General features: G+C 46.2%; 13 protein-coding genes and 1 pseudogene. 8 read left to right on the forward strand and 6 right to left on the reverse strand.

The features are described 5' to 3' along the window. The first annotated feature begins 373 nt into the window (after positions 1-373). From QUB56_RS19825 to QUB56_RS19840, 4 genes are all read left to right on the forward strand, one after another. A complete protein-coding gene (locus QUB56_RS19825; protein ID WP_332957477.1) occupies positions 374-586 on the forward strand; it encodes a hypothetical protein in 213 nt (70 codons plus the stop codon). Then, on the forward strand, positions 583-3,516 hold the full coding sequence (locus QUB56_RS19830; protein ID WP_332957479.1) for a CHAT domain-containing protein: 2,934 nt from the start codon (positions 583-585) through the stop codon (positions 3,514-3,516). The genes QUB56_RS19825 and QUB56_RS19830 overlap by 4 nt, the downstream gene beginning before the upstream one ends. 171 nt (positions 3,517-3,687) lie before the next feature. Beyond that, positions 3,688-4,029 carry a hypothetical protein gene (locus QUB56_RS19835; RefSeq protein ID WP_332957481.1) on the forward strand — a complete coding sequence of 114 codons (342 nt, stop codon included), beginning with the start codon at positions 3,688-3,690 and terminating at the stop codon, positions 4,027-4,029. Beyond that, positions 4,016-5,485 carry a hypothetical protein gene (locus tag QUB56_RS19840; protein ID WP_332957482.1) on the forward strand — a complete coding sequence of 490 codons (1,470 nt, stop codon included), beginning with the start codon at positions 4,016-4,018 and terminating at the stop codon, positions 5,483-5,485. The genes QUB56_RS19835 and QUB56_RS19840 overlap by 14 nt, the downstream gene beginning before the upstream one ends. A 490-nt stretch (positions 5,486-5,975) precedes the next feature. Here QUB56_RS19840 and thiL read toward each other — a convergent pair whose 3' ends face one another. From thiL to QUB56_RS19855, 3 genes are all read right to left on the reverse strand, one after another. Continuing rightward, the gene (gene thiL, locus QUB56_RS19845; protein ID WP_332957483.1) at positions 5,976-6,971 is read right to left on the reverse strand and encodes a thiamine-phosphate kinase; all 996 of its coding nucleotides are present in this window, start codon (positions 6,969-6,971) and stop codon (positions 5,976-5,978) included. Between the two features lie 32 nt (positions 6,972-7,003). Then, a complete protein-coding gene (locus QUB56_RS19850) occupies positions 7,004-7,318 on the reverse strand; it encodes a hypothetical protein (protein WP_332957485.1) in 315 nt (104 codons plus the stop codon). Between the two features lie 242 nt (positions 7,319-7,560). Beyond that, complete coding sequence (locus tag QUB56_RS19855; RefSeq protein WP_332957487.1) at positions 7,561-8,685, reverse strand: peptidylprolyl isomerase; 1,125 nt, start codon at positions 8,683-8,685, stop codon at positions 7,561-7,563. Positions 8,686-9,069: 384 nt separating this feature from the next. On the opposite strand from QUB56_RS19855, the gene efp reads away from it, so the two are divergent. The 3 genes from efp (at position 9,070) to QUB56_RS19870 (ending at position 10,790) form a co-directional block, all read left to right on the forward strand. Then, positions 9,070-9,627, forward strand: coding sequence for an elongation factor P (gene efp, locus QUB56_RS19860; protein WP_332957488.1), 558 nt, complete (start codon positions 9,070-9,072; stop codon positions 9,625-9,627). Between the two features lie 186 nt (positions 9,628-9,813). Further along, entirely contained in the window at positions 9,814-10,371 is a 558-nt protein-coding gene (gene accB, locus QUB56_RS19865) for an acetyl-CoA carboxylase biotin carboxyl carrier protein (RefSeq protein ID WP_332957489.1), read from the forward strand. 26 nt (positions 10,372-10,397) lie between these two features. Then, positions 10,398-10,790 carry a metalloregulator ArsR/SmtB family transcription factor gene (locus tag QUB56_RS19870; RefSeq protein WP_332957490.1) on the forward strand — a complete coding sequence of 131 codons (393 nt, stop codon included), beginning with the start codon at positions 10,398-10,400 and terminating at the stop codon, positions 10,788-10,790. A gap of 122 nt (positions 10,791-10,912) precedes the next feature. Here the strand turns inward: QUB56_RS19870 and QUB56_RS19875 are convergent, their stop codons facing one another. Continuing rightward, positions 10,913-11,698: a GerMN domain-containing protein gene (locus QUB56_RS19875; protein ID WP_332957492.1), complete on the reverse strand. Its 786-nt coding sequence runs from the start codon at positions 11,696-11,698 to the stop codon at positions 10,913-10,915. A gap of 277 nt (positions 11,699-11,975) precedes the next feature. After that, positions 11,976-12,224, reverse strand: a complete 249-nt coding sequence (locus QUB56_RS19880; protein WP_332957493.1) for a hypothetical protein — start codon at positions 12,222-12,224, stop codon at positions 11,976-11,978. 522 nt (positions 12,225-12,746) lie between these two features. Here QUB56_RS19880 and QUB56_RS19885 point away from each other — a divergent pair. Continuing rightward, positions 12,747-12,911, forward strand: coding sequence for a hypothetical protein (locus QUB56_RS19885; RefSeq protein ID WP_332957494.1), 165 nt, complete (start codon positions 12,747-12,749; stop codon positions 12,909-12,911). Between the two features lie 14 nt (positions 12,912-12,925). On the opposite strand, the pseudogene QUB56_RS19890 reads toward QUB56_RS19885, so the two are convergent. Then, positions 12,926-13,081 (reverse strand): annotated as a pseudogene (locus tag QUB56_RS19890) (photosystem II q(b) protein); the annotation flags it as partial.

The raw sequence follows: 13,081 nt of genomic DNA on the forward strand, positions 1-13,081 counted from the left end.
CTTCGCCTAATACCAATTTAATGTGAAGTTGCACATATCTCGATCCCCCTAAATCCCCCTTAAGAAGGGGGACTTTGAGCGGAATCTTGTCCCCCCCTTACTAAGGGGGGCTAGGGGGGATCTGATTCTACGGGGCCTCATAAAAAATTGGTATAAGATCGAATATCTTCGCAAAAACCCGGTTTCTCGCCATTTGGAGAATTGGAAAACGGTCGATCGCTCCCTAGCCTCTTTTGCCATAATTAGGCTAAAATAAATTCACTCGAATTATTAGTTTGTCATACCATTAATTGTGTAGGGGCGGGTTCGCCAACCATCTCTAATGAGTACCAACAATTGAAATAAACCCGCCCCCTCCCAAGGACAAATTCCCGTGAAGCGAAGCTATCCCGTAGGGAATCGCACTTTCGGGAAAACCGGAAAACCACCGATCGCATTTGTAGGAAAATTGGAAACAAGCGATCGAATTTCTTGGGTAGGGTGGGGGCGGGTTTATGGGGATTGTTTGTGGGTATTAAAGATGGTTGGCGAACCCGCCCCTACAGCAATTATGCCAACGCTATCAACTATTAACTATAACCTATGAATGAAAACGGCGATCGAGTTCACTCCGAAGGTGAAGATTCCCAAGAATATGCAGAATTTATCCTAGAATTATTGCAAGCAGAATCAAGCTATAGCGGTATTCAAGTAATTTACCCGATCCTAAAACCACGGCAACATCTCCTCAATGCCCGTTTTGCCGAGACTTTACAGCAAGTAGCCCAGAGGTTAATTGCCGACGAAAATCCAGAAACAATTGAGTTAATTGTCCCCCTAATTGAAAATTTGAGTATTCATATTAGTGATTTTCCCCTTGGCAATAGAGCGAATAATATTGAAATTGCAATTACTGGTTATCAAATAGTTTTAAACAATCGGGAACCGGGAAGCGAAAAATTTGCTCAAACTCAAAATAACCTAGCAGTTGCCTACAGTAACAGGATAAACGGTTCGCGGGCAGAAAATCTGGAACGGGCGATCGAGTTTTGTCAGGCAGCTTTAACTGTTCGTACCCTTGAGGATTTCCCTGAATATTGGGCAGGGACTCAAAATAACCTAGCTAAGGCTTACAGAAATAGGATAAACGGTTCGCGGGCAGAAAATCTGGAACGGGCGATCGAGTTTTATCAGGCAGCTTTAACTGTTCGTACCCTTGAGGATTTCCCTGAAGATTGGGCAACGACTCAAAATAACCTAGCTAATGCCTACGGTAACAGGATAAACGGTTCGCGGGCAGAAAATCTGGAACGGGCGATCGAGTTTTTTCAGGCTGCTTTAACTGTTCGTACCCTTGAGGATTTCCGTGAAGATTGGGCAATGACTCAAAATAACCTAGCTAATGCCTACCTTTGCAGGATAAACGGTTCGCGGGCAGAAAATCTGGAACGGGCGATCGAGTTTTATCAGGCTGCTTTAACTGTCTATACCCTTGAGGATTTCCCTGAATATTGGGCAACGACTCAAAATAACCTAGCTAATGCCTACCTTTACAGGATAAACGGTTCGCGGGCAGAAAATCTGGAACGGGCGATCGAGTTTTTTCAGGCTGCTTTAACTGTCTATACCCTTGAGGATTTCCGTGAAGATTGGGCAATGACTCAAAATAACCTAGCTAATGCCTACCTTTACAGGATAAACGGTTCGCGGATCGAAAATCTGGAACGGGCGATCGAGTTTTATGAGGCTGCTTTAACTGTTTATACCTTTGAGGATTTCCCGATCAATAATGTAGAAACCTTAAGTAACCTGGGCTGGGCTTATCTGGCAAAACTAGACTACATCAACCAAGAAAAACCAGAAGACACAAACCAAAAAGCAGCAACTCTCCAAACTGCCTACGATACCTTTAAAAATGCCATAGCCGGAGCCGCCAAACTGCGGAAGTTGGAATCGCAAAATGAAACCAAGCAAAAACACGACTTGCAGTGGGATAGACTCTACAAAGGCATGGTGCAGGTATGTCTCGATCGCCAAAGCAACCAAGAAGCACTCTTATATGCCGAAGCCAACAAAGCCCGCAACCTTGCAGAAGTAATCGCCCAAAAACAGGAAATCCCCAAAACCCTAGCACCCATCACCTTCAGCGAAATTACCCAACTCCTCACCCCAAACACCGCCCTCATTGAGTGGTACATCACCAACGCCGAAATCATCACCTTTGTCGTCACTTACCCCGACGTGCTGACAGTGCACCGCCACCGTCAATGGGATGAATTAACCGATTTAGTTGCTGAATACCGGGCAAACTACATAGTAAGCAAAACCGACTGGCAAAAACAACTTGCTACCTATCTCCAGCGCCTCGCAGACATCCTCGAAATCACCACAATTTTGCCGCCATCAAGTACGCGCTTAATCCTAATTCCCCACTGGTTGCTGCACCTGTTTCCCCTCCACGCCCTACCCCTAACTGACGGCGAATTCTTATTAGATAGATACCTCGAAGGCATTCAATACGCCCCCAGTTGCCAACTCCTGCAACAGATTACCATCCACCCAAATTTTGACCAACTCCTCGCCCTGCAAAACCCCACCTCGGATCTGAATTACACCGATTTAGAAGTTACCAGCATCGCCCCCAAATTCGCGATCCGTCAAATTCTCCTCGGCGATGAAGCGAGTAAAACAAATCTCCTAGAAAAGTATCTAGATCGGTTAGAAAACGCCCACTGCGCGCACTTTTCCTGTCACGGCTCCTTCAATCCCGACGATCCGCTAAAATCGTTTTTGATATTGTCTGGGGGTATCGTAGGGGAAGAACCCCCCCAGCCCCCCTTGCTAAGGGGGGAGCAAGAGGAAGAAGTTATCAAAGTCCCCCTTCTTAAGGGGGATTTAGGGGGATCGAATTTAGGGGAGGATGAAGTTTTCAAAGTCCCGGTTGTTGAACCCGGAGATCCCCCCCAGCCCCCCTTAAGAAGGGGGGAGCAGGAAGTTGTCAAAGTCCCCCTTCTTAAGGGGGATTTAGGGGGATCGAATTTAGATGAATCAGAGCGCTACGTGGAATGGCGCGAAGGCAAAACAGCCGATATTAACAATTGTCTAACATTAGCAGACATCTTGCTATTGCAATTCAAACATTGCCGCCTAGTCGTGCTTTCCGCCTGCGAAACCGCCCTCATTGACACCACCAATCGCTCCGATTATATTGGATTGCCGACAGGATTTCTCCACGCCGGAGCAATGGGAACCCTAGCCAGTCTTTGGGCTGTCAACGACCTCTCCACCGCCTTGATAATGGTAAAATTCTATGAATTGCTACAACCTGGAGTTAGCATCGGTAAAGCCCTCCACGATACCCAGCGCTGGTTTAAGTCGGCCAAAACCCCAGATTTGGTAACATGGCTAAAGGAATCCGATAGCTTTGATGACGAGCGGAAAGAATATACTGAAGAACTGCTAGGACGTTACAATGATGATGAAAAACCCTACGGCGATGTTTATCATTGGGCAGCGTTTTGTGCGATCGGATTATGATACGCATCGCTAGCCAGAAACCGGGTTTTTCACGACAATACTGTGCTAAAATGTTCAAATTCGATAAAATCTCGGTTTCTTTACACTGCGCGCGATCGACCTATAATTAAAATGTACAAATAAAGACTATGACCTTCAAATTCTAGTAACATTCATTCGCCAGTAAAAATTATGATAAAAAACGTGATTTTGTTGGAAATTTATAACGCCATTACCACAGCCCCGGAGATTCTCACCCCGCCATTTATTGAAGAATTACTCAAGACTGTTTTACCTTTAGCGGAGTCTGATGCGGATGATAAAGTTGTCAAAGAAGCGATTAACAAACTTTATCGAAATTTTACAGAGGTGAGAGATAGGATTGGGGATGTGACAAAACATCTCGATGATGCCGAAGCAGAAGTCACGCCCGGTTATGAAACAGTCATCAATACATCTCCCGATAGCAAAAAACTAGAAAAACTAAAAGCAAGCTTGAAAAAACGCATTGACAAAGCAAATGCTAAAAATTGACCATCCCCAAATCTACATCTACAGCTACCAACTCAGCCGCGAAAGCAAAACCGAAGTCAAATCTATCTGGACTTGGGCTAATAATATCTGGCAACATTTCAGCCACGAAAAAGAGCTAATTTTTTCCCCAGCCAACCTCGGTTATCCCCTCACTCAAGCCAAGAAGTTCTCGCATTCAAATAAAATTGAGGGTTCCTTCAAGTTTTGCCGTCTGGATGATGATAGCGAAGGCATTTTAGCAAGAATTGGCAGCCCAGAAACGGATGAAAATAAAGATATAGATATCGCAGCATTAAAAGATTTTAATGTTAATAATCTGATGCTTGCTGATAGTTATGAAGATTGGCTGGGACAGACTATTTTTATTACCTACAAATTACCAACCTATCAACCTCGCACTAAAAAATACCTCCGCCAAGTTGCCGATGAATGTTTAAAGAATCTGTTCCCAGAAGCATCTGTGCGTCCACCTTTTTACCGCGATAGTGAGTTACTGGGTTTGCCAATTTTTGAGTACAGTTCGCTCAAACGTCAACTACAAGTCTTTGTTTATCTGGTTGACGATGAGATTGAGGAAAAATTAGAGCAAATTGTTCAACCTTTATTTGAACTGTTTTATTATCGCCATAAAATCACTACAGCTTTTCTGGATAGCCGCCCAATTTCTGATTTACTCAAGGGACTACGTGCAATAATTGAGGGGATAATCGCTAGCTTAGAAACAAAAATCCCTGAGTTTGAATCGAACAATGATGTTGCTTCCCAGGAAAAGGTTAATAAAGATGAGTATTTAACCTCTCTGAAAAGGACACACAAACAGTTACTTCAAGACAGTTTGGTTTATCAAAGAGGATTAGAATTTTTAGAAAATTCAAATAATACAATAAATATTCATGATTATAATTATCAGGAAAAGCTGGCTCAAATTTGTGATAAATGGCAAGCCTCAACCGAAGATTTAACAACATTCAAGTTTTTTATTGATAAAAATTCTCCGTATTTTCAAAGACAAATTCAGGGTGATTTAGGCTATTTCAAACATGGCACTGATTTGATTAAAATAGCGGTGGATTTGGTGGCGGGGATTGTAGATATTGAACAAGCAGAAATCGATCGCTCCCTAGAAAGAACCATTCAAATACTCGGTACTGGATTAGGGGCTGGAGGCCTTGTGGTGTCTGCGGTTGCGAATTATGTAGAGAGAGACATAGTGTTCAGAATACCTCAAAATGGCGATCGCATTCATCCGGCTGTAGCTAGTCTGTTGTGGAGTCTCTTGGCGGTAATCCTGGTTTCTGGATTGGTGGGCTGGATTAATGGTGCGTGGAAAATCAATCTGGACAGATGGTTTCGGCGTAAGTCTGAACCTCGGAGATTGCCCGATTCCCAAAGTTCACCAGTTAATGATATGTTACAGGAAGCCGCCGAAGTGCGATCGCCCACTGAACAAGAATAAAACTCAACCATTACCGTTTATGATATAGCATTTTTTAGGTAAGCAAAGATAGAGGACACGGCAGTGCCGTTTCCCTACAGCTTGCGCTTGACGGGTGTACTTCATCAATGTGAAATCTGCTGTGTATTATAGTGTTTCCGGTTGCATCGGAATGATATAGAGGACACGGCAGTCCGCCAGGGAATGAATTCCCTGTCTAATAGCTAAAGTCCTCTGAAGAGGACTAAGGAGTTTAAAAATTTTTCTTTTCAGTCCTCTTGAGAGGACTTTAGCTTTGAGGCAGGGAATTCATTCCCTGTCGGACTGTCGGAATATCGGTTTAACGTTAAGTTGACACCAATGGGCACGGCGCCGTGTCCTGACTGTGAGTAATATTAATTCCGATGCTACCGGAGTTGATATTTCAGGAAGCTGAAAAGAGACTAGGCGGTTGAAACCGCGTCTATACAAACGATGTCCGCCGGAAGCCGACTAAGAGATAAGAGAGAATTTAGAAGTGTTGAAATCCTCGATCGAGCTTTAATCTAGAATCAGGATAAATGCCGCTGCTATCAGTCAACCAGATATCGGTGCTATCCGTAGCGATTCCCACAATCTGGGCACCATTACCGATTTGTTCTACCAATAACTCAGCATTTGCGATCGGCAAAAACAGCACTAACTCGAAGTCTTCACCCCCGTACAAGGCCCAATCTAAAGCTGTTTCGGTTGATACAATTTCGCTGAAAATATCGGGAATTGGTATTTTCGGGCGATCGACTTTTGCGCCAACACCGCTAGCCCGACAAATTTGAATAATCGCATCAGCTAAACCGTCGCTGCTGTCCATTCCTGCGATGGAAAACTCACCCGCAGAATCTAAAATCTCCCAAACAACCCGCAAAACATCCAGCCTCGGTTTAGGGCGCTGGTGAGCGAGAATTAAGGAAGCCCGATCGACTTCTGTAAGATTTTGCCCGAATTCTGGATTTAACAGCAATTCTAATCCGGCGCGGGAGGCTCCGTGAACCCCAGTAGCCACAATCGCCCAATTCGATCGCGCATTTGACCGGCGAATGGTACGATCGCACTCAACCTCTCCGAAAGCAGCAATCGCCACCGTCACCACGGGCGATCGCACAACATCCCCACCGACGATCGGCGTATGATATTCTTGCAAGCAAGCCGTCATCCCCCGATAAAACTCTTCAACCCACTCCACAGCCGTATCCGCAGCCACAGCGAGGGCTACCGTCACCCCCACAGGCCTTGCACCCATAGCGGCCAGATCCGACAAATTCGCCGCCGCAGCGCGCCATCCTGCGTAATAAGGCCCCGTAGTTCGATCGCTAAAATGCAATCCATCTACCAACATATCTGTAGTGATAGCGATAGATTGGTTGGGATTTGTAGCCATGACAGCACAATCATCACCCACTATCTCTACGGGGCAGAATTTTTGCAATATTCTTAAAAGACCTTGTTCACCGATATCTTGAACTTTCATAAATTTGAATTAGTCGATCGCACTTTCTCACTTCACCATTCCTTACCGGAACTCGGAGGCAAGCGCAACCTAGGAAACCTATAAAAAGTATCCCCTTCATCATCTACTTCCAAAACCGCCGAAAAAATCTTAACTTGCCGAGTTAAATACTGCTGAGCAACTTCAGCCTCAACCCTAGCATTAGCCGCCAGTTGAATCAGCGAAATTTGACTGTTTTGAGTTTCCAGCAACTGATAAAAAGCCTCATCCAACCGCTGCTTTTGCTTGCTTTCCTCCAGATTTTTTACAATCAACAAGCCTGCGAATCCGCCCAAACCAATGACCAATAAAAATTCTAAAATAGCCATATTCTCGATTAAATTCCTGATTTCAAGAACGCAACTATAAAAATTATCTATTCTTCCCGCCCGCGGAGGCGGGCTTTGTCTGTGCCGAAGCGATTTCAATCCCCGTCACCTTTATGTAGAAACGATTTCTATCGCCGTCACTCTTGATTTTTTTAGCCCGCCTCCGCGGGCTTTGTTTGACAAGAAACAATTTCTATCGCGGTCACTTTTGACACTTAAGCGATTTCAAGATCCCTCCGAGATCAAACTTGAGGTTGAACCAAATTTTCCTTCCCTTTAATCACCTTAGCAGATACAATCTTGTCTCCCTGCTTCAGTTGCTCCAAAACTTCTTTTCCTTCAATCATGTAACCAAAAACAGCATACCGGCCGTCCAACAGATTCCGACCAGCGGGCGTGAGTTCAGGTTCAAACAAGAAAAAGAAAAACTGAGAAGAAGCGCTGTCGGGTTCAGCTTCAGCGCGGGCCATCGCCACAGTACCGAAAGCAGAAAAAGGCAAAACAGGCTCGTCGCTATAGCGCCCCGCATCTTCTAGAGTAATGCCGTAAATAGGTTCCTTTTCGCCTCTGACGAGCACTTCCAGCGGAACATTCCGGTATTTGCCAGTAGCAGGGTCAATAAAACCGACTTCCTTGCCTTCGGGGTCTCCGGTTTGCAAAACGTAGGATTCTTCCGATCGAATAAACGGCAAACCGTCATAAAAACCTCGATCGACCAAATCCACAAAATTACCAGCCGTAACCGGGGCGTTGTAGCCGTCAACCACAACAGTAATTTCCCCTTTTTCAGTTTGGAAAGACACAGTAGCGCGTCCTTTCAGTTGAGGCAGATTAGCATACTTTGCCGGCACTTCAAAAGGAAACTTTGTCACCATCAACTCTTCGATTTCGCCAACCGTTCCCAGGATGGTGGCTTTCAAGTCAATCACTTTGTCCCTGTCTTTAGCCTCGACAGCCTTTTCCAGTTGAGCAACTCCCTCCTTGACTTGTGCAACTAGCGCCTCAGCTTGTGGCTTTTGCGCCGAGGGAATACTCTCTAAAACGTCAGATTCCCGGAGGTTGAGAATCCTGGAAGCCTTACTGACATCACTGCTAATGCGCCCCCAACGTTTAGCCCGTATGTGGTTGCCAATGTCTTCGAGGCTGATTTGCAAATCTCGCACAGTCTGATTGTCAATAGGTAAAGCGAAGCGCAGCAGCGCCCGGCCGTCGGTAATCGCATTCCCCGCAGGCATACTGCTGCTGGGGCGTTTGGCATGGGAGACTGGACTGAAACTCAGTCCGAGAGTGAACAGCAGCAGCGCTAAAGCGACAGTTTTGACCCAGCGCTTGCACGTATCGATCGAGAAATTAGGCCAATGCAACATAACTTTAACTTTTATTGCCTCTATTATCTTCCCACAGCGCTGTCGGCCTTCTATCCGTTAAATGCCGTACACTTCTCGCGGCCGAACTTCCTTCCCTTGAGAGCTTTTTAGCTTTCCGTACAGCACTTGCCCCCTTTGAACGGTAAAATAAAATGCCAATTGCTTTTTGATGCCGTCAGCTCGACTGCGGCTTTAACCTGACGGGTTCAAAAACGGATACAATCCCCAGACTCCTGTCGTGGAGAGATAAAAATTTTAGACCAAGGTTCAATCTCCCAAATTCATCTGTGGAGTAAATCTAAAATCTAAAATCTAAAATCTAAAATCGACTGACTGTAGTTCCCCCGTGCCGGCCTGGCGACGGGATTGCCCGCAAAAATTTATATGATCTCCAGTAACGACTTTCGACCAGGTGTTTCAATTGAATGGAATAACGGCGTGTGGCGGGTTATCGAATTCCTCCACGTCAAGCCAGGAAAAGGCTCGGCTTTCGTGCGGACAAAATTAAAAAACGTCCAAACCGGAAACGTAGTAGAACAAACCTTCCGGGCGGGCGAGACAATGCCTCAAGCCAACCTGGAAAAGAGCGTCATGCAGCATACCTATAAAGAGGGCGACGAGTTCGTCTTTATGGATATGGAAACTTACGAGGAAAGCCGCCTCAATGCTAAGCAAATAGGCGATCGTGTCAAGTACCTCAGTGAAGGGATGGAAGTCAACATCCTTCGCTGGAACGACCAAATCCTGGAAGTGGAACTGCCCAACTCTGTTGTATTGGAAGTGCTGCAAACCGATCCCGGAGTCAAAGGAGATACTGCCACCGGTGGCAGCAAACCCGCCATCGTCTCCACCGGAGCTCAGGTTATGGTGCCTCTATTTATTTCCATTGGAGAACGGATTCGGATTGATACTCGTGAAGACAAGTACCTCGGCCGAGAGTAGAAACGACGGAGGAAAAGGGAGTTTTTAGTTATGAGTTATGAGTTATGAGTTAAAGAAGTTAAAATTCAACACTCATTGCTCACAGCTTAAAAACTATCCCTTTTGCCTCCCAACTCGGTGAATCCTCCTAGCTTCGCCGAATTTTCAATTTTCAATTTTCAATTCTCAATTACCCTTGAATCTGCTGTGCAACTAGACTTAAACCAGCTTTGCGAACTGCTAACTGTATTAGACAAAACTGGCATTTCGGAACTGACCTTAAAAAGTGGGGATCTTGAACTGACAGTACGCAAAGGCATTCTGGCAAGTTCACCAGGCACCGCTGCTGCGCTCCCTGCTGCTGTGGCGACAGTCGCTCCGAGCCCCTTGGGCGCTGTTGCTAGCCCCACCTTAGCGTCAACTCCTCCTCTTGACCAAAATCTAGGAGTGGATGTGGCAGACAGGGCACCCGTCGCCCCTGCCGCTGTGCCTGCTCCTGTGTCTGTCCCTGTCGATACGAAATGGGTGCCAATTATCTCGCCGATGGTAGGAACCTTTTATCGCGCCGCTGCCCCCGACGAGCCGCCTTTTGTAAATGTGGGCGATCGCATCAAGGTCAGCCAGACAGTTTGTATTATCGAAGCGATGAAGCTGATGAACGAGATCGATGCTGATGAAGTGTCCGGTCAAGTGATGGAAATTTTAGTTCAAAATGGCGAACCTGTCGAATACGGTCAAGTTTTGATGCGAATTAATCCGGATTGAAAGATTACTTTATTGTTATGGAATAAATGCTAGTATTTCCAGATCACTTCTCTCCGGTGAGTTTGATGAAGTCATCCCAGCCTGTCCCGCAAGAGGTTGTGCAACAAGTTGCTGAGTATTTCAGTATTTTGAGCGAGCCAATGCGTTTACGAATTTTGAACTTGCTTCGCGACGGCGAAAAATGCGTGCAAGAGTTGGTGGAAGCTACTCAAACGAGTCAAGCCAATGTTTCTAAGCACCTAAAACTCATGCTCCAAGCTGGTATCCTCACTCGCCGGAGTGAAGGGACTTCAGCCTATTATAAGGTGCAAGACGAGTTAATTTTCGAGCTGTGTAATATGGTGTGCGATCGGCTTGCCAGCCGGATCGAACAGCAAGCCCTACACTTTAGGGCATTTAGCCTGACTACCAAGCACTGAAAATAAATCCCAAGTCCAGGGTCCCCAGTCCTGAGTCATCAGTCTTGAGTCATCAGTTATTAATCTCTACTCTCTGCCTTCAGACCGATGACTAATGACTCCTAACTAATGACTCCTAATTACTAAAGGGGAAAATTTTTGTCAAAACTTTGGCGGGTACTCGGCTGAGCCACCTCCAAACCTTCCCCACCCAAAAGTTCTAAAGGCTTGCCTTCGACCGAAATCCAAACCTTGGTATTCGGTTTTAAACTCGTAGCCGTATAGATAACTTGGCCTAACCGGCCAGTCATCGAATTACTGCCTCCCCCCGAAGTAAATTCGGCCGACAAATCGACATAAACTCCGTCATTCTTGACACTCAAACTCCGGAGTTTTGTCCCCTTAGGAATTTCGCTAGAAACACTTGCATCCTTCGGCCCAGCCAACAAACTGTTAAAAGCAGCTTGTAAAGTTGCATCAGCCTTGTCAGCTTGTTTGACAGCGACTTTCGTAGGAACTCCCTCAAATTTGCCGCTGGCTTCTTTAACCCAGTAGACTTGCACTGTCTGGGCTGCCGTCTGCTGCAAAGGCTTCGGCTGAGGCGACTTTGATGCCAGAGAGTTAGGCGTCTGAGCTGTAGGCGTCTGAGCTGTAGGCGTCTGAGCTGTAGGCGTCTGAGCTGTAGGCGTCTGAGCTGTAGGTGGTTGGACAGGATTTGGAGGGGGTACGGGGATAATTACAGCAGGGGATTCAGCAGGACTTGGGGACAGCGCCGGAGCGGTAGTCGGAGCGGAAGACTGCGTGTCTGCGGGGGTTGGCGAACGGTTCGCCGTCCACCAGGCAATGCCCCCTCCGGCCACTAAAGCCAACCCGCAAACACCGGCAATCACTGCTGTGGAGACGCGGCGTACTTCTTGTCCATCTTTCATAATACAAATCCTCCGCACACATTGACATTTTTTTTAAGAAATAAGCGATCGCCCTTGACCGCTTGTTTATAAACTACTTCACTTCATTGTAAAGTTCCCGGAACACTAGATCGGTCAGTTTGCCGCAGGTAGCGTTCCGAGCATTGGCAAGCCGTCTACCAGGTTTTTTGGTTCCGTCGGCATCAAAGGCGTGGCCTAGGAAATATTCTCGCAGTTCTAACTCGATAGCCTTCTACGACTGCCTTTTGAGCTTCTGAGGCTCGATGCGACAGTTCACCTAAGTCCACAGAGTGCTGCGAGTGTTCGCGCACCCTGTCCAGTTGCCGCCACCGCTACCGACTCGAACTTGGCTGCTGGACTTTTCCACTTTTCCTAATCCGCAAGATTGCCGAAAGTGGCGCAAAGCTGTTTTCTTGGGCAGGCAGAGGAAGTCTTTAAAGCGGTAGATTCTGAATAGTATCCACGCCCGCTCGCGGTCGCCGAAGTGGAAGCCATAGAACGCGGGCGTGGTAGCGATCGCAGGCAAGCAAACTCAAAAAAAGCTGACTCAGGAACCGAGATGCTTTAAATCTGTGGGCGTGTAGACTTGGCGCTGATAATCGCATCTGGGTGAAGCCACACTTAAACCCGTCTGCTGAGAGAATACCAGGTAGTTTTTTGCAACATTTTGGAGATTTTGCAAGAAAAAAGTTACTGACCCAACAGCCTGCGATTTTAACTTTTTTTACATACGCTCCTTGCCACTCGTACTTCCGAGCAAGATCATATTTTGACGTTGATAAGGATTCAACTATTGGGGACTCCTTACAGATAGACCGCTTGGGACGGTTAGGAGCGACTCCGCTCAGCTACATTCGTCTATCGTTAGATTCTGGAATTGAGACAATTGCATTAATGTTAGCGAAAACTCTACGGCAAGTCCAACATATCCTGAGTGCGAATATGGGAATTCTAGACCATAATATGAGATTTCGCCCGTGGAGTATGCCGCATTGTATCTCGCTCAGCCTAGTGGCTATATTCTATAGTAATCATAAAAAATTAAAGGATGAAGGAAGAAAGAAGAAGGAAAAAGGAAGAAGGAAGGCAACGGATGGATGTAACGGATGTAACAGTGGTAACAGATTTAACGGATAGAAGGAAGAATGATGTCTATAAAAATATTTTTTCCCAAACAAAAAGCGCCCCTATTTCTAGGAGCGCTTTTTGTTAATCAAAAACTAAAACTTAGCCATTGATAGAAGGAGCAACCATTGCTACTGGGGTGACTTCACTAGCAGCCAAGTCGAGAGGGAAGTTGTGAGCATTGCGCTCGTGCATTACTTCCATACCCAAGTTAGCGCGGTTGATGACATCAGCCCAAGTATTGATGACGCGACCTTG

The sequence above is a fragment of the Microcoleus sp. AR_TQ3_B6 genome, from assembly GCF_036702785.1.
GTDB lineage: Bacteria > Cyanobacteriota > Cyanobacteriia > Cyanobacteriales > Microcoleaceae > Microcoleus.

Coding starts and splice junctions, on each gene's coding strand:
- QUB56_RS19850 (WP_332957485.1), bottom strand. CDS start 7,318: ATGGCTATTTTAGAATTTTTATTGGTCATTGGTTTGGGCGGATTCGCA.
- QUB56_RS19830 (WP_332957479.1), top strand. CDS start 583: ATGAATGAAAACGGCGATCGAGTTCACTCCGAAGGTGAAGATTCCCAA.
- QUB56_RS19870 (WP_332957490.1), top strand. CDS start 10,398: ATGCTAGTATTTCCAGATCACTTCTCTCCGGTGAGTTTGATGAAGTCA.
- efp (WP_332957488.1), top strand. CDS start 9,070: ATGATCTCCAGTAACGACTTTCGACCAGGTGTTTCAATTGAATGGAAT.
- QUB56_RS19875 (WP_332957492.1), bottom strand. CDS start 11,698: ATGAAAGATGGACAAGAAGTACGCCGCGTCTCCACAGCAGTGATTGCC.
- QUB56_RS19840 (WP_332957482.1), top strand. CDS start 4,016: ATGCTAAAAATTGACCATCCCCAAATCTACATCTACAGCTACCAACTC.
- thiL (WP_332957483.1), bottom strand. CDS start 6,971: ATGAAAGTTCAAGATATCGGTGAACAAGGTCTTTTAAGAATATTGCAA.
- QUB56_RS19835 (WP_332957481.1), top strand. CDS start 3,688: ATGATAAAAAACGTGATTTTGTTGGAAATTTATAACGCCATTACCACA.
- QUB56_RS19855 (WP_332957487.1), bottom strand. CDS start 8,685: ATGTTGCATTGGCCTAATTTCTCGATCGATACGTGCAAGCGCTGGGTC.
- QUB56_RS19885 (WP_332957494.1), top strand. CDS start 12,747: ATGAAGGAAGAAAGAAGAAGGAAAAAGGAAGAAGGAAGGCAACGGATG.